Origin of the sequence: Pseudomonas sp. EA_35y_Pfl2_R111 (genome assembly GCF_963970955.1) — a bacterium.
GTDB lineage: Bacteria > Pseudomonadota > Gammaproteobacteria > Pseudomonadales > Pseudomonadaceae > Aquipseudomonas.
The window spans coordinates 175,886-196,812 of record NZ_CAXAOM010000005.1; the positions used below are offsets into that span (position 1 = coordinate 175,886).

A 20,927-nucleotide genomic window follows, 5' to 3' on the forward strand; every position below is an offset into this window, starting at 1 on the left:
ACGGTTTGAACCAGTTGTTAGGCGTGATTAGATGGTAAGATGCAGACTTCCGATGAAGAATACAATACGTAACAAGGAGATTTTTCATGCAGCTGGCATTCCCTATTGAACGAAAAATCTTAAACATAAGGGTGCGACTTACTATTCTGTTGCTTCTCGCGGTAATTTTCACATCGTCGTGCTCGATAAATCCAAGCAACCTACCTCCTGCTCGAGAATTGAAGGAGTTCAACCTTGTTCGCGATTACGTTTATCCATTTGAGTTCGGCACTACGAAAAAATGGGGGCTAAACAGCGGCGTATACAGATCGACCTGGGAAAATGAGAGAGGGGTTTACTATACGGGCGGAATAGGAAGTTTTGCAGCAAATCCTCATAGCGTTGGTGGCATATTCGTACCTTACTCAGGATTTAAAAATGACTACTATTTATTTGCTATAAATGGAGGTAGCAAATCTATATGTCAAGGAGCTGCGGAAGCCGGTGTTGTCCCTCAGATGATTTATATTTTTGATAGAGGGCGAATGATCGAAACTCCTGGGCAACGATTGCCTGATAGACTTATTGATGACATCAAAATTTCAGATGCTGACTCAGCAGTGCTATCAAGTCTCAAGAAGATCAAGTTATGGGAAGGGTGTGATTCATTCGAATCAGAATAGACGTAACTCCTCAGTAGATAGGAGAAAGCGGTGGAAGCTCGATTGGATGCCTAACGTTTGGTTAAGGGGCGGGCTTTAGCCCGTCCCAGTGAGCGAAGCGAACGGTTTGAACCATTTGTTAGGCCTCAAGAATAGGCGCTATAACGGATATTCATCGTGCCTAGTTACAACGGGAATATCCCCGTCGCTTTTGAGGACGTGCTCAACGATATTAATTATTTCCAATACATCCTTGGTTGAATCAATATTTCGGAATTTTGACCAAGACCACTTTTTAGCTTTTTGTATAGAAGGCATTAGTGCATACCTCTCGGGGTTTTCATGTGCGTCTGGGTCTGAATAAATGCACAGCGCCATTTTGAAGTCGTTGCGAACAACTTCAAGCCACCAACCCCAATCTTCGTTGCAAAAGAAAGGCACGTTAATTCCTGCTTTAGGAAGCTCAGTTTCCAGGTATTGGCAGAGTGCCTTTCCATACATGCGCTCGTTAGTGATTTCCTTATCTTCTCCGTCGAGAGTCGGGAATTTTTTAGTCTCAATGAGAAGGCAGGATTGTGGAATCACTAGGTTATCCCTCTGGGGCCTAACGTTTGGTTAAGGGGCCGGCTTTAGCCGGTCCCAGTGAGCGCAGCGAACGGTTTGAACCAATTGTTATGCGCATGCTACAACCCATTTGCAATAGCTTTTTGAATTATAGGTGCTACGGATTCTTTGTTGATTCCGCGATCAATGCAGTACTTTGACTCAAGCCAGTTTGATAATTGCTTTTGCCCTTTGCTTGCATTGCATGAGCAGCAGCAAAGCGAGATATTTTCTCGGGTAATTATCTTTGCGTCATTGATTATGTGCTCCCAGCTGGCGCACGTTTTCTTTGAGACTTTGGCGGTTGTGAACTCTACGCTGCAATAAACGCATTTTTTGTCCCTTTCGCGGACTTCCTTTTCGAGCCAACTTGGGATGTTCCAACTATTTGCCATGTAGTTGCCTTGAGCGCTTGTGCATAACGTTTGGTTAAGGGGCCGGCTTTAGCCGGTCCCGAGTGAGCGAAGCGAACGGCTTGAACCAGTTGTTAGCGGTGATGTGCACCACTATATTGATGCGCTTGGGAAGAACTCTTGGCACCATAACTGAAATTCTTTTGTGTTCTTTATTCTGTATTTTCCTTTTCGAGGTTGATTGACCTCAATTGGGGTTCCGGACACAAGAGTGGATTGCAATATTCTTAGGTGCTTCTCTAACGCACCAATTGAGCTAACGTTTCCGTAAATTTCTGCATCAATCAGGGCTGCGAAACCACCCTCAGAAACGGTGCCACTTCGAAGCTCTTTTTCGTGCTCAGCTAATGTGGCCATGACATTACCGCTAACGTTTGGTTAAGGGGCGGGCTTTAGCCCGTCCCAGTGAGCGCAGCGAACGGTTTGAACCACTTGTTAGGTTGCACTAGCGCGGGCTTCTACTTGCTCTTAGCTTTTTGAGTTCTTCTGCGTCCTTAGGACTCATAACTAGTGATGGAGCTATGGCTTGAAATTCTTTGATTTCCTCAGCGGCTAGCTGGCGCCCTGATTGCTGTTCAATTGATGCAATCAAATCATTTATATCTGGAATGGTCACAATTGTGAGCCCATCTGGATTGGGTCTAATTGCTAGCTCGCCGTAAGCGCCAGAGTCCCCCAATGCTAAGGGAACGTTTGGGCCTTTGACTGAAGGAGGCGTAGGTTTCTTTGGGGAGCTTGGCAAGGGGAGTGTTCCAACGAATTCTTGAAGCTTCCGAATAGATAGAAAATTTATGATTTCGTTTTCGTCGGTGGTGCCAGAAATTCTTTTTAGTTCTGAATCATTAATGGAAACATCAAGTTCGCTTTCAACTGCCATGATGACTTCAATAAAATCCAGATTGTCAGCAGGTGAAATTTGCTTGGAAAATGGCAAGTCAATATTCACCTGTGACCCTGAAATTTCAAGCACCTTAGCTGTTTGATTCAGGACAGATTCTGCTGCGACTTTCTTTGCTTCCGATAATGGAAGGTTTTTTTCAATCGCTACGGCCATAAAAGGAAGGCACATCAATAAGATGGTGATAATTTTAAGAGTGTTCATTGTGTAACCTAACGTTTGGTTAAGGGGCGGGCTTTAGCCCGTCCCAGTGAGCGAAGCGAACGGTTTGAACCAGTTGTTAGCTTACGTGAACACGTTACTCATTTCGGCCTTGAGTAGTTCTTTGGCAGCATTTTTAGCGAGTGCGCCATGTGCGGCAATAATAGCCTCAAAATCGAGGGTTAAAAGAGCCTCAAAATCTTTTTTGAGCGTTTCTCCTTTTGGTGTTACGCGCTTCAGCCAAGGCCCCCCAATGTTTAGACCATTTTTGAAACCTAGCAACTTAAAGGCGAATTTTGTAAACCACGAGAAATAGCTCCAATCAGAATGAAACTGAATGCTGTCGGTGGTTATTAATAATTTGTGCTCTTTAATGAGAAGCGCCGCTTCTGGAAAAATGGAAGATTCAAAAATGAAAAATTCGGAATTGCTGATAGGGCCAGGAGTGCTTGAATTGATAATTTTTGTTGGGTTTGGTGATTTGTATGTTTCCTGACCTTGCTGAGCCCAGAACTCGCATTTATATCTGTTTAGGTAGAATTCATCGTCAAGACCGTGAAAGTCACCAAGTCTGATTATTTTGCTCACCTTGCCAAGTAGTTCCAGAGCCGCAAGGCCTTCCTCGTTCATGCGAACTGGATTAATTAATGTTAGCTCTTGGCCGCTTTGTAGAATGACCATGTTTCTGTTCATTCTCATTCCGGGCCCCATCTTAATACTGCCATGCAGCATAAATACGCCAGGGTATAAATTCTGTATTTGATCGTGTGGATATGCTGGCGGATACATTACTCTTCCTTAAGTAAGCTAACTATAAATAGACACCAAATGGTGTGGTAACGCGTTCACGGGTTTGGTGGATAACATTCCTTGCCATCTTTGCTTCCCTTTCTAGTCCGGGTGTTGCAGCGGTCGGATGATCGTATAAAGAGTTATGCATCATGGATGGATAGCCACGTTAGCTCGTGCGGGTGCGCGAACGAATTCGCTTCAGACACTACTTGATACGCGCTGAGCAAGTCCATTCCCAGTGACTGCTTTTGGCCGACAGCAACCCTTTGTAACAGGCAGCCACCGGCCATAACTGGCCTCTCACGGTGAGGCTGTGCATCTGTAATCGTCACATCGGTTTGTCAGGCTCGCTCACCCGACTCAATGACACGTGTTCCTGTGAGCTGCGTGTGAGTTGCCGCAGCCACTGGACGACGTCATCCAGGTAGGTAAAGACCACCGGAATCACCAGCAGGCTCAATAGGGTCGAGGTTATCAGCCCGCCGATCACGACGATGGCCATGGGTGAGCGAAAACTTGGATCAGCGCCCAGGCCGAGGGCAACCGGTAGCATCCCCGCGCCCATGGCGATGGTCGTCATGGTGATGGGCCGGGCGCGCTTGCTGCAGGCGTCGATGATCGCGTCCCACCGCGCCAGGCCGTAGTCGCGGCGCGCGAGGATGATGTAGTCGATCAGCAGAATCGAGTTCTTGGTGGCGATACCCATCAGCATGATTAGGCCAATCATCGATGGCATCGACATCGCGGTTCCGTTGAGGAACAGGGCCACAAACGCGCCAGGAATCGACAAAATAGGTGCGGCCAGAATGGTCAGCGGCTGCATGAAGTCCTTCAGCAGCAGCACCATCACCATGTAGATGCACACCACGCCCGTCAGCATGGCCAACCCGAAACCCATAGCAAGTTCGCCCATCGCCTCGGCATCGCCACTGGAGGTGTGCAGCACGCCCGCCGGCAGGCTTTGCAGGCTGGGCAGCGCCAGCACCGCCTGCTCGATATCGCCCAGCGCTTCGCCGTTTAGCTCGATCTCGAAGTTGATGTTGCGCATGCGGTCATAGCGGGTGATTTCCGAAGGGCCGCTGCCGATATCAAGGGTTGCGACGTTCTCCAGCGGCACCGGGCCGCGCGCGCCGGGGACCGGGAGGCGCTTGAGCAGCTCGAAGTCGCCGCGGGCGGCATCGTTAAGCCGTACGACCACAGGCACCTGCCGTTCGCTGAAGCTCAGCTTGGCCAGCTCCTGATCGTAATCGCCGGTCGTGGCGACGCGCAGGGTGTCGGCGATGTCTGCCGAGGTAACCCCCAAATCCGCCGCACGGGCAAAATCTGGCCGCACGATCAGCTCAGGGCGAACCAGGCTGGCAGTCGATATGACGGCGCCCACACCAGGGATCGTGCGCAGCTCGCGTTCCACCTGCTGCGCGTGGCGGGTCAGTACACCACCGTCCTCACCCGCCAGCACCAGCACATAGTTTTCCGAACCGCCCATGCCCACCTTGACGCGCACGCCGGGCAATACGGCCAACGCGTCGCGCAGCTGGCGTTCGATCTGCTGCTTGGTCAGCCCGGGGCGCTCATCGCGGTGCGTCATGTTCAGCGTCAGAACTGCGGTACGCACATTTCCAGCGGAGCTTCCGGGCGCTTCGACGGGGTCGCCACTGGCCGCGCTCGCGCCGATGCCGGTGTACACCATCTTCACGTGCTGATTGTGCGCGACGATCCTGCGCGCGCGCTCGGCAAGTACGAGGCTGTCGTTCAGCGTGCTGCCGGGTGCGAGCGTCAAGGTGACCTGGGTCTGCCAATCGTCATCGGGCGGAATGAAGGTGCCGGGCAACGACGCCGCGAGCAGCAGCCCACCGATGAAAAATGCCGCCGCTGCCGCAACCGTCAGGACGCGGTGGCGCAAACACCACCTCGCCCAAGATAAGTAGAGAGTCATCCAGCGCGAGGCCTTTTCCGCCTGCTGCTTCGGTACCCGCAGCAGGTAAGCCGCCATCATCGGCGTAAGCATTCGCGCCACGAGCAGGGAAAAGAACACCGCGATCGCCGCCGTCCAACCGAACTGGACGAAGAACTTGCCGACGGTGCCGCTCATAAATGCGGTGGGCAGAAACACCGCAATCAGCGTGAAGGTGGTCGCCACCACCGCCAGGCCGATCTCGTCGGCTGCCTCTATCGCGGCCTGGTAAGGCGTCTTGCCCAGGCGCATATGCCGCGCGATGTTTTCGATCTCGACAATCGCATCGTCCACCAGAATGCCGATCACCAGGGACAAGGACAGCAGCGTTACAGTATTGAGTGTGAACCCCAGCCAGTACATCACCGCGAAGGTCGGGATCGCCGACAGCGGCAGCGCCACGGCGACGACAAAAGTCGCCCGCCAGTCGCGCAGGAAGAGAAACACCACCAGCACGGCAAGCGCTGCCCCTTCATAGAGCAGCCACATCGAGCCGTCGTAGTTCTCCACTACCATGTCGACGGAGTTGAATGCCTCGGTGACGGTCATTTCCGGGTGTTTGGCCTTGAGCTCATCAAGCGCGGCACGCACGCCGTCGCCAACATCCACCTCACCGGCGCCACGGGCGCGGTCAATCTCGAAACCCACCACCGGCTTGCCATTCAGCAGCGCGGCCGAACGCGGTTCGGCGACCGTGTCGGAGACGCTGGCAACCTGGTCGAGCCTGACACGACGGCCGTCGTTCAGCGTGATTTCCAGGGTGGCGATCTCCTCAGCCGACTGCACGGTGGCGAGGGTGCGCACCGTCTGCTCGCCGCCGCCCAGGTAGGCCCGGCCGCCAGAGGCTTCCTGCTGCACCTGGCGCAGCTGGCGCGAGATATCCAGGGCCGTGGTGTTCAGCGCGAGCAGCTGCGCCGGGTCCAGCGCAATGCGCACCTCGCGGGTGACGCCGCCAACCCGGGTGACTGCACCGACGCCGGGAACGGCGAGCAATGCCTTGCTGATGTCGTGGTCGACGAACCAGGACAGGGCCTCATCGTCCATGCGCGTCGACGCGACCGTGTACGTCAGGATCGGCGAACCGGCGACTACCATCTTTCTGATTACCGGGTCGCGCAGGTCGGCCGGCAGATCGGCACGCACTCGAGCCACCGCGTCACGCACATCGTCCAATGCTTCCTGGGTCGACTTCTCGAGGCGAAACTCGACTGCGATATCCGCGGTGCCGTCGGCCAGGGTGCTCTGGATATGTTTAACGCCTTGCACCGTCGCCAGCGAATCCTCGATCTTGCGCGCGACATCGTTTTCCAGCTGCGCAGGCGAGGCACCCGGCAATTCGGCCGTGATGGTGATCACCGGCAGGTCGATGTCGGGAAACTCCTGGACCTTCATCATGCTGAAACCCATCAGGCCGGCGAACGTCAGCAGGATGAACAGCAGAATGGCCGTGGTTGGATTGCGGATCGACCAGGACGAGACGTTCAGGTTCATTGCTCACCCCCGCCCACATTCAGGCTGACGGGCGCGGCATCTGCAGCCGAGGTCACCGGATCATCACGTAAGGCCGGTGGCTCCTCGACGACGCGAACAACATCGCCGTCGCCAAGAAATCCACCACCGGCCACAACCACCTGGCCGGCTGCATCGATGCCGTCGGTAATCTCGATGCGCTGCCCTAGCCGCCGCCCAACCGTCACCTTGGCCTGCACGACCCTGGAGTCCGCCCCGACACGCAGCACGTAGCTGAAGCCGTCGCGCAGTAACACCGCGCTTTGCGGCAAGGTCATCGCCTGGTCGCTACTGATCTCGAACTCGCCACGGGCGAACATGCCGGCATGCGCCGGACTGTCCGTAGGCAAGTCGACATACACCAGGCCATTGCGGGTTTGCGTATCGACCATCGGCGCGATCATCCGCAGCCGGCCTTCCACCATTTGGTTATCGGCCAGCCGCACCTGCGCGACCTGGCCGGGCTGCAACCGGGCAAGGTCCGCTGCAGCCACCTCGGCGCGCCATTCGAGACGTCGGCCGCGAATCAGGCGAAACAATTCCTGCCCCGCCGGCAGCACAGCGCCCACCGTGGCGCTTCGGGATGAAATCACGCCATCGTCAGGCGCCAGCACGCGGGTCTGGATCAGACGAAGACGCTGGGTTTGCTCGGTCGCTCTAGCGGCCTCCAGCCGTGCCTGCGCTGTACGTTGCGCCGTAATGTACTGGTTGATCTGCTGTGCCGATAACGCACCACTGCTTTGCAGTTGCCGTGCCCGTTGGGCATTGGCCTCGGCCTCTGCAAGCGCGGCTTCGGCCTCTGCGGTCGCAGCACGACGTTGCGCAAGTTCGGCACTCACCGTGTCGGCTGCAAAGGTGGCGAGCACCTGATCACGCCGAACCAGGTCGCCAACATTGACCCTGACCTCGGTGAGGCGTAGGCCGTCTGCCTCGGTTCCAACGCTGGCTTCCTGCCAGGGCATGACATTGCCGTTCGCCTGTACGCGAATGGGCAGAGTCGCGGGTTGGAGGCTGGTAACAGCAACGGTGAGCGCAGGCTTCGCCGTCGCGAGCGCCTTATCGTTAGCCGGCGCTGGGCCAGGGAGCCATACGATCAGCGCCGCGATCACCAGGGTAAACGCCGCGACCATCGTCATGACGATAAAGGCAGTGTGGCGGGTTGTTCTGTTCATGGTTGTAGTCATCCTGGGCAGGGTGAGATGCGCGCGGTGGGCAGGCGTGCGAATGGCTTATGGGGGCGTCACACGCCGCCGATTTCGTTTAGTTCGGCAGCGGACCAGCCGCCGCCGACCGCGCGGTACAAGGTGATCCAGCTGGCGACGCGCTCGCGCTGCAGGTCGATCAGGGTGACCTGAGCGGCCACCCGGCTGCGCCGCGCATCCTCGAGTTCGAACAAACTGGCATTGCCAACCCGGTAACGGGACTCGACGGCGCGGTACGAACGCTCGAAACCCTCGACCGCACGGCGGGCGTCGTCGCTGCGGACTGTCGTGCTCTGCAGCGTGACGAGTGCGGTTTCCACCTCACGGATGGCGTTGCGCAAGCGCTCGGCGTAGACCACCGTCGCCACTTCGTAGCGCACCTTCGCCGCCTCGGCATTCGCCCGCCGCGTACCGCCGTCGAACAGCGGCAGCGTCACCGCAACCGGACCGACTCTCCACACCGTGCCGTTGCTGCTGACACCACCCTCCTCGGCTATGCGCGTGCTGCCGATGTTTCCGCTCAAGGTGACGCGCGGCCAGCGCAACGCCTGCGCCTGTACCGACTCGGCGCTGGCGGCGACGACATCACGCGCCGCCGCGTAGAGATCGGGGCGCTGCGCGAGTACCTGGGCGGGCACGCTGGCCACGCGAAATTCGGCCGGCTGCGGCAGGTGCGCAGTGGCGTCGGCCAGTTGCTCGCGCAGCGCCGGTTCGGCGCGCGCCGTCAGGGCAACCAGTGACTTGACCAGGTATTCGCATTGGGCGCGCTGCTCAGCCAGGGTCACCTGCCCTTGCGCAGCGCTGGCGCGAGCCAGGTCGGCCTCAGCGGGGGCCTGGAAGCCGCTGCCCGCCATCAACTCGGTCAAGCGCGCTGTTTCCCTGCGTGACTCGGCGTCGTGTTCGGCTTGCGCGACCTGCGCTTCGCACGCCCGTAGCTCGATGTAAGTCGTCGCGACCTCGGCGGCAAGTGAAACGCGCGCGTCATGCCAGCCCGCCATGCGCGCTTCCAGCTGTGCCTGCGCGGCGCTGGCGCCAGCACGGTTGGCGCCGAACAGGTCCAGCTCCCAGCTGGCCTGCAGGCTGGCCAAAGACAGCGAGCTTACCGGGGCGCCCAGTTCGGATCGACCACGGCTGGCATCAACGACGCCATCCAGCGAGGGCAGCAAGGCTGCGATGCCGCCAACGCGTGCCGCCTGTGCGTCGGCAATGCGCCCAAACGCCTGGGCCAGGGTTGCACTGGCGTACTGCCCATCGGCAATCAGGTCCAGCATCAGCGGGTCGTCGAATTGCGCCCACCAGCGTGTCAGCTCATCAAGTGTGCCCTCATGGGCAAGCGGCGCATGCCACCGCATAGCAACGGGCGCTTCTGCGCTGCCTGGAGTAGGTGCCGGCGCGATGGAGCCGCAGCCGGCGAGCATGGCTGCTGCCAACATGATCCATGGCAGGCTCATTAGTGAATTCAAAAAAGTTCTCCCTTCTTACGTGAGCAAAGCCGCACGTGTTCAACGCGACGCCACTGGCCGTCGGTTAGCTGTTTTCGGGAGTCACTATCGGGGGGCCAACCTTTCCAGATCCTTACCAGCAGTCGAAACAAATAAAGCGCGGCCAGTAAGTGTTCAGTAAGTCGGAGCTGCCAATCATTGGACCGTCTTCATCCTTACTCTGGAGAGCCCAATGCATCGCTTTCGCTTACCTGCTCAAAACCTATCGAGTGCGCTCGTACGCACCCTGGCCATTTCAGCCATGGTGGCTGGTTTGAGTTGGTCATTCACGGCCCACTCGGCCGAACAGGAAACCGCCGACGGGACTTCGTCCTGGGGCCTGGGACTTGGCGTCGCCAGCAGCCAGCAGCCCTACACCGATATCGACCGTGATAACGAAGCGATACCGCTGATCTATTTCGAGAACGACTATGTCCGCGTATTTGGCCCCAGCGCTGAGTTCAAGCTGCCCAGCCTGCGTATAAGCGACACTCAACAACTCAACTTCAACATCGTGGCCGAGTACGACTCCAGCGGCTATGAAGAAGGCGACGCGCGTATTCTTGATGGCATGGACGATCGCGACGGCGGCTTCTGGGCCGGGGCGAAAGTGGAGTGGCAGAACGAGCTGGTCAACGTTAACGCCGAGTGGCTTGCCGATGTATCGGGCGACAGCGACGGTCAGCGGTTTACTCTGGGGCTGGAAAGAACCTGGACGTTCGGCGAGCACATGATGCTCACCCCGCGACTGGCCGCCATCTGGCAGGACCAGGAGTACGTCGACTACTATTTCGGTGTTCGCAGCGACGAAGTCCGTTTCGACCGTGCAGCCTATAAAGGGAAATCCACTATCAACACTGAATTTGGCGTGCGCGGTACCTACCTGTTCGATCAGCAGCACTCGGTATTTCTCGACCTGGAAGCCGTACGCCTAGGCAGCGAGATCGAGGACAGTCCGCTGGTGGACAGCTCCAGCGAAAACAGCGTGCGCTTCGGCTACCTGTACCGCTTCTGATGAGCCGCATTCTCCTGATCGAGGATCACGACCGGCTGGCGCAGCTGATCTGCAAGGGCCTGGCGGGCGCCGGCATTGCCGTCGATGTGGTCAGCCGCGTCGATGCCGCCTGGGCGGCGATCCAGCAGCTTTCCTACCAGGCGATGATCCTCGATCGCGGCTTGCCGGATGGTGACGGGCTTAGCCTGCTACAGAAATTGCGCAAGGCCGGCCGGGGTTTGCCATGCCTGGTGTTGACAGCCCGCGACGCATTACATGATCGCGTCGAGGGCCTGGATGCCGGGGCCGACGACTACCTGGCCAAACCCTTCGCCATGGATGAGATGGTCGCCCGCGTGAAAGCGCTGCTGCGTCGCCCGGTGGTACTCAGCGCCCTCTATCCCAGCTATGGCGATCTGACCCTGCGGACCGACACCGGGGTTCTGTGGCAAGCCGATAAAAGCGTTGCCCTGTCGCCAGCGGAGATGCAGATCATGCTGCTGTTTTTGCGCAATCAGGAGGATGTCGTACGCCGTAGTGCACTGGAGGCAGCGGCCTGGGGGCTGAGCGAAGCGGTTACCCCCAACGCCCTGGACGTCGCCCTGCATCGTATTCGCCGCAAGCTGATCGCCGTTGGTTCGCGCTACAAAATTGTCAACGTCAGAGGACATGGTTATGCGCTTCGCGAGCACACTGGGGCTCAATAGCCTAGCGGCAAAAGTGCTATTTGCCTACATTGCGGGCGCGGCACTGACCACCACTCTGGTAGTGCTGGCCGTCTTTTCCATCACGACCTCGCAAAGCGCCTTACTCTCTGACGCTGAGGTGGCCGATACCACGAAAGAGTTGGCCGATGACCTGCTGTTCGACAGCAATGGCATACCCGTTGGGCTCGGCATTGACGACTTCGACACCGAGTGGGTATTCGACAGCCTGAAACAGGAGACCGCTTACCGCGTGCTGGATAGCTCAGGGAAGGTTGTGCTGTCCGCGCCTACCAGCGAGGTCATCTGGCCTGAAAGCGCCGCCGGCCAGCCCCAGCCTGGCAGCTTCACGTTCGAGCAGAGGGGCGTGACGATGCACGGCGCCACCGAAGCAGTCGAGCACGACGGACGGACCTGGTATCTGCAGTTCACCGCCAGTACGCGGTTTTTTCACTTGGTCTACCGGGCGTTTGCCATGCCATATACTGGCCTGGGCATCATCCTGTTCAGCCTGGTGCTGCTCTTCGTTTTCGGCGCATGCGTTTATGTGACCCTGAAGTACAGCTTCAAACCGCTGCGCGAGATATCGAATGCCGCGGCCGGCATCTCTCCCCGTTCGCTTAACGCGCGCCTGCAAACCGATGCGATCCCGACTGAAATTGCCCCCCTGGTAGACAGCTTCAACAAGGTGCTGGAACGGCTGGAACACGGCTACCGCGTCCAGCAGGAATTTCTCGCAACCGCGGCACATGAGTTGAAAACGCCGCTAGCGTTGATTCGCGCGCAGATCGAGCTGATCGATCAGGGCCATGAGCGCAGATCACTGCTCAACGATGTCGAGCACATGACCCGCCAGGTCCATCAATTGCTGCACCTGGCCGAGGCGAGCGAGATCCAGAGTTACCGGTTCGCTACGGTGAGTATTCGCAATGTGGCGGCGGAAGCGGTGAATTATCTCCAGCGCATGGCAGATGCTGCGGATGTGCGGCTGGTGATGTCTGGGGACAGCGAGCCGCAGTGGCTGGCGGATCGCGGCGCCCTCTTCACCCTGTTGAAAAATCTGCTGGAGAACGCCATTCAGCATGCACCTGGCGGTAGCGAGATTCATCTTGAGGTACGCAGCAATACCCTGACGCTACGCGACTGGGGCCCTGGAGTGGAGGCGGAACAACTGGCTCAGTTGTTCGTACGTTTCTGGCGTGGTGCCCACAGACGTGACCATGGCGCCGGACTAGGCTTGGCCATCTGCCAGGAAATTGCGACGGCTCACAACTGGACTCTGGCTGTGCAGCGGGCCGAGCCCGGCCTGATATTTCGGTTGTCTCGCCCGTAAGGTTGCCCGGCGCTTGAATCGTCCTCAGCTTTGTAATCCCCCAAAGCAGGCGTTCGCGGCCAATTTCTGACCTTCATGACCGGCAGCTGTCGGCCAAAAGCTGCCGGTCAATGGTCTATTTAGATTTCTGATGATTTGCCCACCTCGCTGAGCAGCCAGTCGCGGAAAGCCTGTACCTTCGGTAGCTCACCGACCTCCGGGCGATAGACTACGTAATAAGCCTGTGTCAGCGAGCAATCCAGGCCTTCGTCGGCAAAGGGGCGAATCAACCGACCCGCCTCCAGGTCATCTTTGACCATTACGCTGCGTGCCAGCGCCAACCCTTGCCCATCTACCGCTGCTTGCAGCACGGCAGCAGAGTTGTTGATGCGCAATCCGTGTTCGGTTTTCACGTGGCCATGCCCCGCTGCGTCCAGCCACATTCTCCAGGTGGGATAGTCGGCGTAATTGGCCATCGAAAGGTCATGGATCAGCGTACAGCGAGGTACCACCTCAGGCTGTAGGCAACCCCTTTCCAGCAGCGGATAGTCCGGTGCACATACCGGAAAAATGACTTCATCCATCAGGCGAACGGCGCTAAGGCCGGGCCAGTTGCCGGCGCCGTAACGCACGCCGACATCGATTCGCTCAGCCTGAAAATCCACCGACCTCGAATTGGTATCCAGCAGCACATCCAGATCCGGATAGGCCTGCTGGAAACGCTCGATACGCGGCAGTAGCCACTTCGAGGCAAACGCTGGGCTCACGGTGACAGTCAGCTCTGCGCTCACCCCTGCGTCTTTCAATCGCGCCAACCCCACGCTCAATCGCTCGAAGCCTTCACGGATGTCTGGCAGGGCGACCCGCGCCGCATCAGTCAGCAACAGTCGCGCCGAGCCGCTAGTCGCGCGCGAGAACAGCGCGATACCGAGCCACGCCTCCAGATTGCGTACCTGTTGCCCCACGGCGGCCGGGGTGACGTTCAGCTCGGCGGCGGCGGCAGAGAAGCTTTGGTGGCGAGCGGCGGCCTCGAAAGCACGCAAAGCATTGAGGTAGGCAGGTGCTGTCATTGGAAGAAAATCTATCTCAACAGACAAAAACTTATACGTTGTTGGCGGTATCTGGTGAGTCAACAATGCACACCAGGTCGGGAGCCATACGCCGCGAAGATAGCAGATTACGGCGCTTCCTCAAGACCTTCAGGATTATCCATCCCTTGCGCTCAGCACCACTGAAGAGATCAGAACATGAAAAGTTTTTCTAACAAGGTTGCGATCATTACCGGCGGCGGTTCGGGCATCGGCAAAGAAGTGGCCAAGCGCCTGGTGGAAGCTGGCGCGTCGGTAGTCATCGGCGGTCGAGACGCTGCCAAACTGGCGCAAGCTGCCCATGATATCGATGCCAGTGGTAGCCATGTCCGTACCCTGGCTGGTGACATCGCTCAACCTTCAACTGCCCAGGCTCTGGTCGACTTGGCTGTGAGCGAATACGGTGGGCTGGACATCCTGATCAACAACGCAGGCGTCTTCAATCCGAAGCCGTTCCTGGAGGTAAGTCCTGCCGAGTACGACTGGTTCCTCGACACCATCCTCAAGGGCAAGTTCTTCATGGCCCAGGCGGCTGCCCAAGCGATGCAGCAGCGCGGTGGTGGCGCCATCGTACAAACCGGTTCGCTGTGGGCTATCCAAGCTATCGGCGCCACCCCTTCGGCCGCATACTCCGCTGCCAATGCCGGCGTGCATGCGCTGACTCGCAACTTGGCCATCGAGCTGGCTGGATCGAACATCCGCATCAACACCGTAGCCCCAGCGGTGGTTGAAACACCGGTATACGGCACCTTCATGACTGCAGAACAGGTCAAGGAAGTGCTGCCGACGTTCAACGCCTTCCATCCGTTGGGGCGCAACGGACAACCCGCCGATGTTGCTTCTGCCATCTTGTTTCTGGCGTCGGAACAAGCTTCCTGGATCACCGGTACCGTGTTGCCAGTAGACGGCGGCGTCACCGCTGGCCGGAACTGAAGGTGCGATCCAGATGAAAAACTGGGAGGACTATTTCGCCAACCTCATCAATCGTATCGGGGAATTCGGCAAGTTGGCTCCAGGGGCTGTGCGTGGGTTGAACGCTCTCGGCAACGTACCGGCGAAGCACCTGGAGCCGAAGGTTCATGAGCTAATCGCCCTGTCTGTGGCCGTGACGACCCGTTGCGATGGTTGCATCGCAGTGCATACTCAGGCCGCGCTGAAGCATGGTGCGACCAGGGAGGAAATTGCCGAGGCCCTGAGTGTGGCTATCGCCCTGAACGCCGGAGCGGCGCTGACCTACAGCGCCAGGGTATTCGATGCCGTGGCAGCTTTCGACAAATCGTGATGATCGGCGGACGCCCCTGGGCGTCCGTTTCGTTTGCTGGAGCCGTACATGCGCAAGCAGGAGATGGCTGTCTTCAGGCGGCCTTGCCGGTGTTCACTGCCTACACCAGGCTGGTATCGACTTGATGCGAACGTAGTGGATTTTCGTTCGGTTGAACCTGTCACCCGATCGGAATGACGAACGATCCGTCGGGGTATTGGCTGCACAGAAATTCCACAAAGGCACGGACCTTGGGGCTCTGCAGGCGTCTGGACGTATGCAGAATCCAAAGCTCGACTTCATTGCCCGCGATGCCCCACGACACGAGTTCACCGCTGTCTAGCAGGCTCCCTATGAGAGATTGCGGCAACATCGCGACCCCTGCGCCCGCCACAGCGGCATCTCGAACCGCCAGGAGCGAGGACAGCCGCAAGACAGGCTGAGGTTCGATGGACAGTTCGTCATCGCAGACTGACCAGACATCACCTTCTCGATACGTCGGCATGACGATCGCCGGAACACGGAGCGGCTCATTCCCGCAGCGCGTTAGTATTGACACCGAGGGAGCAGCCACCAGGACAAGCGTGTCCCTGGCGAAGCACCTGCCTACCAGCACGCTGTTCTTGGGCGGATTGATGCGAATGGCGACATCGAAATGCTCCTCCACGAGGTTGACGAGACGGTCCTCGGCTACCGCTTCTATCTCCACTTCTGGATGGATCGCCTGAAACGCGGCAGCCAGCCGCCCCAGCGCCACCTGCGAAAACAGCAGTGGCGCCGCTATTCGCAGCCGGCCGCGCGGGGTCGTGAGGCCATCTCGCGCTGCGGCTACCGCTTCGGCGACCTCACGCATCGGTCCTTCGATTCGAGCGAGTAGCAATTCGCCAGCCTCGGTCAGTTCGAGACTGCGGTCACTTCGCTCGAAGAGCCGGACGCCCAGCCCTTCTTCCAGATCTGCGACCCGGCGTGACAGGGTCGCCTTGGCCCTCCCGCTGGCACGACTTGCTCGTCCAAGCCCGCCGTGAACGGCCACCAGCTGAAAATCCTGTAAAGCGTTGTAATCCATACCGTCTCACATTTGGGTCGATGTGTCTCGATCTTATGATCTTTGTTTAGATATTGAAACACCCTATGGTGCAGGCCGTACGCAATCGCAGTTGAAACCAACAACCACAACCCAGGAGTCACCATGACCATTCTCATTATTGGCGCAACAGGAACTGTTGGCAGCCAAGTCGTGCAACAACTCGTCCAGCGCGGTGCCGATGTACGCGCTCTCGTTCGCGATCCATCGAAGGCGGCTTTCCCGGCCCGCGTCAATGTCGTCCAGGGTGATCTGCTCGATGTTGGCTCGCTGCGTAGCGCCTACCGGGGCATTTCGACGCTGTTTCTGCTCAACGCCGTGGTGGCTGACGAGTACACCCAGGCACTGGTTGCGCTCAACCTCGCCCGTGAGGCCGGGATCGAGCGAATCGTTTACCTCTCGGTGATCCACAGCGAGCGCTACGTAAACGTGCCGCATTTCGCGGGCAAGTATGGTGTTGAGCGCATGATCGAACAGATGGGGCTGAACGCCACGATCTTGCGTCCTGCCTACTTCATCGATAACGACCTGACCATCAAGGACGTGGTGACCGGGTACGGCATTTACCCCATGCCGATCGGCAGCAAGGGGCTTGCGATGGTCGACACACGCGACATCGGAGAGGTCGCAGCCATCGAGCTCTTGCGCCGCGAGCAGTCGAATGTGCCGCTCCCGCTCGAGAGAATCAACGTCGTTGGCCCCGACACGCTAACCGGCCAGGACATCGCCGCCATTTGGACTGACGCATTAGGCCGTCCCATCGGCTATCCGGGTGAGGACACCGCCGCGTTCGAGCAGAACCTGGCGCAGCACATGCCGGGCTGGATGGCTTATGACATGCGCTTGATGAGTGAGCGTTTCAACACCGACGGGATGATTCCCGATACCGGCGACGTCGACCGCCTGAGCACCCTTCTGGGTCGCCCCCTTCACTCCTACCGCGAATTCGCCAATCGAGTCGCGGCCTCGGTCTGACGCCGGCGCACCCCACTCATACAAGGAAACTCAGCATGATCAGTTCGACCGCTAGGGTCGCCGTGAACCCGGAGGGTGAAACAGCGCTGACCCGTGAGCAGGCGTGGCAAGGGCTAGTGCTCAAGGCTCGCGACGCTCGTTTGTTCCTGCCAGAAGGCTTGTGCAGCCGCTGCGAGATCGTGGAGGAAAGCGCGACGCATTTTGTACGCGAAGTCACCATTGGCGGCACGGATCTGCGCGAAATCATGACCCTGGAGCCCCGCAACAGGGTCACCTTTTTCCAGGCCACAGGCCCCCGCGAGGGCGCCATTGTCAATGAGCTCTTCGAGGACGAGACCGGGGCGCTCCAGCTTCGCTTTTACTGCTACCTCGGCCTGCGCGACAAAGAGCCGGGCGGCGCGGAGGAGCAGGCCGAACAGGCCCAGTTCGACAGCGACACCGGCTACAAGGCCGCGCTGCAGTCGACGCTGAAACGCACCCGCGAATTGCTCGCAGAAGGCAATCTCTGATGCGCCAGCCTGCTCCATTTTTACAAACCCATCGTTGAGGGAAACTGCCGAATATCTGGGCATCTGCTAATGGTGGGCACCTGCGACTTCCCATCGGTTTGCTATTGCTTCGATGACCCGCAGGCGGGCGAAGCCGGACGGCACCCCTGATGGTCTGGCGTCGATCTGTTACGCCCAGCATGGGCCTGCCCATCACCGAGTGCACACAGCCTTCCGGTGATGGGCAGGGCTTTCTTGCGACGCCCGCCCTCTCCACCGACGCGCATGCCGCCGTTGGCGCAGGTCACAACGACATAAAAGCATGCTTACGGAGTTCGCCATGACCACATTAAAGGCGTAGCGAACGGCTTGGGTCTGGGTCCCCGAACCCACTTAGAGTGCAGTCTGCCAGAAGCTGAACGCGAACGATCATGACCGGAATTTGTTAGCCGAGAGCTGACTACCACCCATACCGCGCTACGCCAACCAACTTAAGCCGACCGAACCTATAGCCCCAATTGCGAAAGCCCCGGATGGTCATCAGGACGACGGCCTAAGGCCCAGCGGAATTTGCGTTCGGACTCCTGAATGGGCAGGTCGTTGATGCAGGCAAAGCGGTAGGCCATCAGGCCGTTTTCGGCGAATTCCCAGTTCTCGTTGCCGTAGGAGCGAAACCAGTTGCCCGAATCGTCATGCCATTCGTAGGCATAGCGCACGGCGATGCGGTTATCGGTAAATGCCCATAGTTCCTTGATCAACCGGTACTCCAGTTCCTTGCGCCACTTACGCTCCAAAAACGCCTGCGCCTCGGCACGGCTGGTGACGAATTCCGCGCGATTGCGCCACTTCGTATCCGGGGTGTAGGCCAAGGCCACCTTGGCCGCATCGCGGCTATTCCAGCCATCCTCTGCGAGGCGGACTTTTAACAGCGCGGACTCGCGGGTAAAGGGTGGAATCGGTTGGCGAATTTCAACGGTAGACATGGCGGTGGCTCCTGCACGTGGTGAGGGATGGCGTGACAGACGGGACGACACGGGGTGCCCGTATGGTGGCAAACAGTCGCTTCAATACACGCATCAGCGCAGCATTTACGTCGTGGCCTGGGTGCTCAGGACCAGGCAGTAACTGCGGGAGTAGATAATTCACTTCCCAGTGTCCTGGCGTTTCACTCGAGGCGTCGAGCGCGTCGTAACGGTCAACTATTTCGCGGTTCATGTTGCAGCCCTCGCTAGAGATCGAGCACCAGGGGTTGGATAGCGCCGTCCAGTTCCGCCGGTACTGCGCAGCAGATCAACACGCTGTCACTCTCCGGTAGTTGCGCCGGTGGGTTGGGGTAATGCACGTTGCCGCTGACCAGGCGCGTTTTGCAGGTCCCGCAAGAACCGCCACGGCAGCTGAAGTCGGGATTAAGACCACGGCTTTCCGCCAGTTCCAGCAGGCTGCCGCCGCCCGGCGTCCAGCGCGCCTCTTTCGCTGATGAGGAGAAATAGACCGGTACTGGAGCGCTGGCGGCGGGTAGCTGAACCGGCGCAGCAGACTGCTCAACCGCTAAGCGTTGCAGCGTCGAGGGACCGAACGCCTCGGCATGGATGCGCTCATCGACAATATTCAATCCACGCAATCCGTCGTACATGGCCTGCAGAAAACCGCCGGGGCCGCACAGGTAAAAGTCGTAGTCATCCAGCGGCAGCCGCGCCTTGACCTGGGAAAAGTCGAGACGGCCAGTGATTTCATAGTCGCGGCCAACAATCGCCTCAGCATCTGGACTGCTTAATGCGCGGTGGATATGCAGGTACTCGGTGTCGCGCTGCTGCAGCGCCTTGAGTTCGGCCTGGAACGGCAAGTCCTCCAGGGCTCGAGCACTCTGGAACAGATGCACATGACGTTGCCGCTGCTGCTGATTCTGCGCAGCCAGCTCTCTGAACATCGACAGCAAAGGCGTGATGCCGACCCCGGCGGCGATCAACACCACGGGGCGCTCGGTTTCCTCGGTCAGCGCGAAGCTGCCCATGGGCGGGCGAACCTCCAGCACATCGCCCACCTGTACGTGTTTATGCAGGTGATGCGAGGCCGGGCCCTGAGCCTTGACGCTGATGCGGATATGCCCGTCGGACGGCGCGCTGGAGACGCTGTACGTACGGATCAGCGGCGCGTCAGCGTCAGGTGTTTGCAGGCGTAGCGGCATATGCTGCCCAGGGGTAAACGCCACCGCCGCTTTATCCAGCGGCTGGATATAAAACGAGCGGATGTCCTGGCTCTCCTGCTGCACCTGGGTCACGCGCCACTGTTGCCACTGCCGGCGCTGTTCGTTCTGGCGCAGCTTCTCGTCCGCGTCGGCCCAATTACCGGTGGCCAGGCTGGTCGGCGCGTAGTCGTGAAACGCCCAGCGCAGCGAGGTAGCCGCCGGACGCAGCACCGCCTGCTCAACGTCAAAGGTCCACAGCCGCTCGGCACTTTCAAACGCGTTGATCATCGGGCTGTCGAGAATCAGCTCGGTGCGGCCGGTAAGTTGCAGGATGTCGCCGGAAACAAAGTCAACAAACAACAGCCCTGCGACCGGATTGGCCTGCAGATTACCCAGGGTATTGAAGAACAGGTTGCCGGCGTAATCGGGGATGGTCAGCCGGTTGCCTTCGACTTTGACAAAGCCGGCGCGGCCGCCGCGATGGGACACATCAACCGAACGGCTATGGGCATCATGGTCAAAATAGCTGGCGATAAAGAAGGTGTCGGCCGCACGAATCATCTCGGTGGTGCGGGCATTCAGCTCCGTGAAATCTTCGCGCGCACGGCGATTCTCAAGTAGCTCCGATGTGCGCGTATAGGTGCGTGCCTGGATGTACTTGGGGCAGTTGCCATAGGAGTGTTCGACCGCCACGGCCAGGCCATCGGCAGAAACCTGCTGGATCGCCCCGTTGATGCGATTACGCCTGCGTGTATGCAGCTCGATGCCAAGCAGGCCAATGGCGTGGCCGGGTTGCAGGCCGCTGGCGGCCGGGTCCTGCGCGTCGGGCTGAACAGCTAGTAATAACTGCTGCGGATCAGCTGAGGTGACGAAACCTTCTGCCCCCTCAAGCAGAGTGGCCCAGGGCCGCTGCTCTGCATCGACCGCTCCAACGATCATAAAAGGTAGTTGCTGGTAGAACTCGCGGTGCTGGTCGGGCATGTAATCGCGAATGACCTTCTGCCCGATCACCTCCATGCGTTCGGAGACGCCGTAGGTTTCCTGGAGCGTTTTTTCCCCGGCATGCCAAGGTGAACGGCGGTGTTTGGGCAGATGATCCATGCTATGCGCTCCTCAAGAAAGCTGCCGGCACCCCGGCAGCC

General features: G+C 58.6%; 18 protein-coding genes. 8 read left to right on the forward strand and 10 right to left on the reverse strand.

Annotation, left to right across the window (positions count from 1 at the left end; translation table 11 throughout):
• The first annotated feature begins 86 nt into the window (after positions 1 to 86).
• On the forward strand, positions 87 to 662 hold the full coding sequence (locus AACY25_RS18510) for a hypothetical protein (protein WP_339409633.1): 576 nt from the start codon (positions 87 to 89) through the stop codon (positions 660 to 662).
• A gap of 138 nt (positions 663 to 800) precedes the next feature.
• On the opposite strand, the gene AACY25_RS18515 is transcribed toward AACY25_RS18510, so the two are convergent.
• The 6 genes from AACY25_RS18515 to AACY25_RS18540 form a co-directional block, all read right to left on the reverse strand.
• Positions 801 to 1,226 carry a hypothetical protein gene (locus AACY25_RS18515; protein WP_339526583.1) on the reverse strand — a complete coding sequence of 142 codons (426 nt, stop codon included), beginning with the start codon at positions 1,224 to 1,226 and terminating at the stop codon, positions 801 to 803.
• 876 nt (positions 1,227 to 2,102) lie between these two features.
• The gene (locus AACY25_RS18520) at positions 2,103 to 2,759 is read right to left on the reverse strand and encodes a hypothetical protein (RefSeq protein ID WP_339526585.1); all 657 of its coding nucleotides are present in this window, start codon (positions 2,757 to 2,759) and stop codon (positions 2,103 to 2,105) included.
• Positions 2,760 to 2,840: 81 nt separating this feature from the next.
• A complete protein-coding gene (locus AACY25_RS18525; RefSeq protein ID WP_339526586.1) occupies positions 2,841 to 3,437 on the reverse strand; it encodes a hypothetical protein in 597 nt (198 codons plus the stop codon).
• Positions 3,438 to 3,876: 439 nt separating this feature from the next.
• Positions 3,877 to 6,993, reverse strand: coding sequence for an efflux RND transporter permease subunit (locus tag AACY25_RS18530; protein WP_339526587.1), 3,117 nt, complete (start codon positions 6,991 to 6,993; stop codon positions 3,877 to 3,879).
• Positions 6,990 to 8,183: an efflux RND transporter periplasmic adaptor subunit gene (locus AACY25_RS18535; protein ID WP_339526589.1), complete on the reverse strand. Its 1,194-nt coding sequence runs from the start codon at positions 8,181 to 8,183 to the stop codon at positions 6,990 to 6,992. The genes AACY25_RS18530 and AACY25_RS18535 overlap by 4 nt, the downstream gene beginning before the upstream one ends.
• A 68-nt stretch (positions 8,184 to 8,251) precedes the next feature.
• Entirely contained in the window at positions 8,252 to 9,676 is a 1,425-nt protein-coding gene (locus AACY25_RS18540; RefSeq protein ID WP_339526590.1) for an efflux transporter outer membrane subunit, read from the reverse strand.
• 283 nt (positions 9,677 to 9,959) lie between these two features.
• Here AACY25_RS18540 and AACY25_RS18545 point away from each other — a divergent pair, with 283 nt between their 5' ends.
• Genes AACY25_RS18545 through AACY25_RS18555 form a run of 3 tightly spaced genes read left to right on the forward strand, consistent with a single transcriptional unit; the run spans position 9,960 to position 12,725 of the window.
• On the forward strand, positions 9,960 to 10,709 hold the full coding sequence (locus AACY25_RS18545) for a MipA/OmpV family protein (RefSeq protein ID WP_445262168.1): 750 nt from the start codon (positions 9,960 to 9,962) through the stop codon (positions 10,707 to 10,709).
• On the forward strand, positions 10,709 to 11,395 hold the full coding sequence (locus AACY25_RS18550) for a response regulator transcription factor (RefSeq protein ID WP_339526594.1): 687 nt from the start codon (positions 10,709 to 10,711) through the stop codon (positions 11,393 to 11,395). The genes AACY25_RS18545 and AACY25_RS18550 overlap by 1 nt, the downstream gene beginning before the upstream one ends.
• Entirely contained in the window at positions 11,364 to 12,725 is a 1,362-nt protein-coding gene (locus tag AACY25_RS18555) for a sensor histidine kinase (RefSeq protein WP_339526596.1), read from the forward strand. Before AACY25_RS18550 ends, AACY25_RS18555 begins: the two co-directional genes overlap by 32 nt.
• Positions 12,726 to 12,844: 119 nt before the next feature.
• On the opposite strand, the gene gcvA is transcribed toward AACY25_RS18555, so the two are convergent.
• On the reverse strand, positions 12,845 to 13,774 hold the full coding sequence (gene gcvA / locus AACY25_RS18560; RefSeq protein ID WP_339526597.1) for a transcriptional regulator GcvA: 930 nt from the start codon (positions 13,772 to 13,774) through the stop codon (positions 12,845 to 12,847).
• 177 nt (positions 13,775 to 13,951) lie between these two features.
• On the opposite strand from gcvA, the gene AACY25_RS18565 reads away from it, so the two are divergent.
• Both AACY25_RS18565 and AACY25_RS18570 read left to right on the forward strand, forming a co-directional pair.
• On the forward strand, positions 13,952 to 14,725 hold the full coding sequence (locus tag AACY25_RS18565; protein WP_339526598.1) for an SDR family NAD(P)-dependent oxidoreductase: 774 nt from the start codon (positions 13,952 to 13,954) through the stop codon (positions 14,723 to 14,725).
• 13 nt (positions 14,726 to 14,738) lie between these two features.
• Positions 14,739 to 15,074, forward strand: a complete 336-nt coding sequence (locus AACY25_RS18570; protein WP_339526599.1) for a carboxymuconolactone decarboxylase family protein — start codon at positions 14,739 to 14,741, stop codon at positions 15,072 to 15,074.
• A gap of 160 nt (positions 15,075 to 15,234) precedes the next feature.
• Here the strand turns inward: AACY25_RS18570 and AACY25_RS18575 are convergent, their stop codons facing one another.
• Positions 15,235 to 16,119: a LysR family transcriptional regulator gene (locus AACY25_RS18575; protein WP_339526601.1), complete on the reverse strand. Its 885-nt coding sequence runs from the start codon at positions 16,117 to 16,119 to the stop codon at positions 15,235 to 15,237.
• 123 nt (positions 16,120 to 16,242) lie between these two features.
• On the opposite strand from AACY25_RS18575, the gene AACY25_RS18580 reads away from it, so the two are divergent.
• Together AACY25_RS18580 and AACY25_RS18585 are read left to right on the forward strand one after the other, a co-directional pair.
• Positions 16,243 to 17,112: an SDR family oxidoreductase gene (locus AACY25_RS18580; protein WP_339526603.1), complete on the forward strand. Its 870-nt coding sequence runs from the start codon at positions 16,243 to 16,245 to the stop codon at positions 17,110 to 17,112.
• Between the two features lie 35 nt (positions 17,113 to 17,147).
• Positions 17,148 to 17,621 (forward strand): AtaL-like protein, encoded by a 474-nt coding sequence (locus AACY25_RS18585; protein ID WP_339526605.1) that lies wholly within the window; start codon positions 17,148 to 17,150, stop codon positions 17,619 to 17,621.
• A gap of 485 nt (positions 17,622 to 18,106) precedes the next feature.
• Here AACY25_RS18585 and AACY25_RS18590 read toward each other — a convergent pair whose 3' ends face one another.
• Both AACY25_RS18590 and AACY25_RS18595 read right to left on the reverse strand, forming a co-directional pair.
• Positions 18,107 to 18,583 (reverse strand): nuclear transport factor 2 family protein, encoded by a 477-nt coding sequence (locus AACY25_RS18590; RefSeq protein WP_339526607.1) that lies wholly within the window; start codon positions 18,581 to 18,583, stop codon positions 18,107 to 18,109.
• A gap of 245 nt (positions 18,584 to 18,828) precedes the next feature.
• Positions 18,829 to 20,886 (reverse strand): pyridoxamine 5'-phosphate oxidase family protein, encoded by a 2,058-nt coding sequence (locus AACY25_RS18595; RefSeq protein WP_339526609.1) that lies wholly within the window; start codon positions 20,884 to 20,886, stop codon positions 18,829 to 18,831.
• Positions 20,887 to 20,927: the final 41 nt, after the last annotated feature.

Excerpts from the sequence above, each read along its gene's own strand:
- AACY25_RS18510 (WP_339409633.1), top strand. The coding sequence starts at position 87 with ATGCAGCTGGCATTCCCTATTGAACGAAAAATCTTAAACATAAGGGTG.
- AACY25_RS18520 (WP_339526585.1), bottom strand. The coding sequence starts at position 2,759 with ATGAACACTCTTAAAATTATCACCATCTTATTGATGTGCCTTCCTTTT.
- AACY25_RS18525 (WP_339526586.1), bottom strand. The coding sequence starts at position 3,437 with ATGGTCATTCTACAAAGCGGCCAAGAGCTAACATTAATTAATCCAGTT.
- AACY25_RS18530 (WP_339526587.1), bottom strand. The coding sequence starts at position 6,993 with ATGAACCTGAACGTCTCGTCCTGGTCGATCCGCAATCCAACCACGGCC.
- AACY25_RS18535 (WP_339526589.1), bottom strand. The coding sequence starts at position 8,183 with ATGAACAGAACAACCCGCCACACTGCCTTTATCGTCATGACGATGGTC.
- AACY25_RS18550 (WP_339526594.1), top strand. The coding sequence starts at position 10,709 with ATGAGCCGCATTCTCCTGATCGAGGATCACGACCGGCTGGCGCAGCTG.
- AACY25_RS18555 (WP_339526596.1), top strand. The coding sequence starts at position 11,364 with ATGCGCTTCGCGAGCACACTGGGGCTCAATAGCCTAGCGGCAAAAGTG.
- gcvA (WP_339526597.1), bottom strand. The coding sequence starts at position 13,774 with ATGACAGCACCTGCCTACCTCAATGCTTTGCGTGCTTTCGAGGCCGCC.
- AACY25_RS18565 (WP_339526598.1), top strand. The coding sequence starts at position 13,952 with ATGAAAAGTTTTTCTAACAAGGTTGCGATCATTACCGGCGGCGGTTCG.
- AACY25_RS18570 (WP_339526599.1), top strand. The coding sequence starts at position 14,739 with ATGAAAAACTGGGAGGACTATTTCGCCAACCTCATCAATCGTATCGGG.
- AACY25_RS18575 (WP_339526601.1), bottom strand. The coding sequence starts at position 16,119 with ATGGATTACAACGCTTTACAGGATTTTCAGCTGGTGGCCGTTCACGGC.
- AACY25_RS18580 (WP_339526603.1), top strand. The coding sequence starts at position 16,243 with ATGACCATTCTCATTATTGGCGCAACAGGAACTGTTGGCAGCCAAGTC.
- AACY25_RS18585 (WP_339526605.1), top strand. The coding sequence starts at position 17,148 with ATGATCAGTTCGACCGCTAGGGTCGCCGTGAACCCGGAGGGTGAAACA.
- AACY25_RS18590 (WP_339526607.1), bottom strand. The coding sequence starts at position 18,583 with ATGTCTACCGTTGAAATTCGCCAACCGATTCCACCCTTTACCCGCGAG.
- AACY25_RS18595 (WP_339526609.1), bottom strand. The coding sequence starts at position 20,886 with ATGGATCATCTGCCCAAACACCGCCGTTCACCTTGGCATGCCGGGGAA.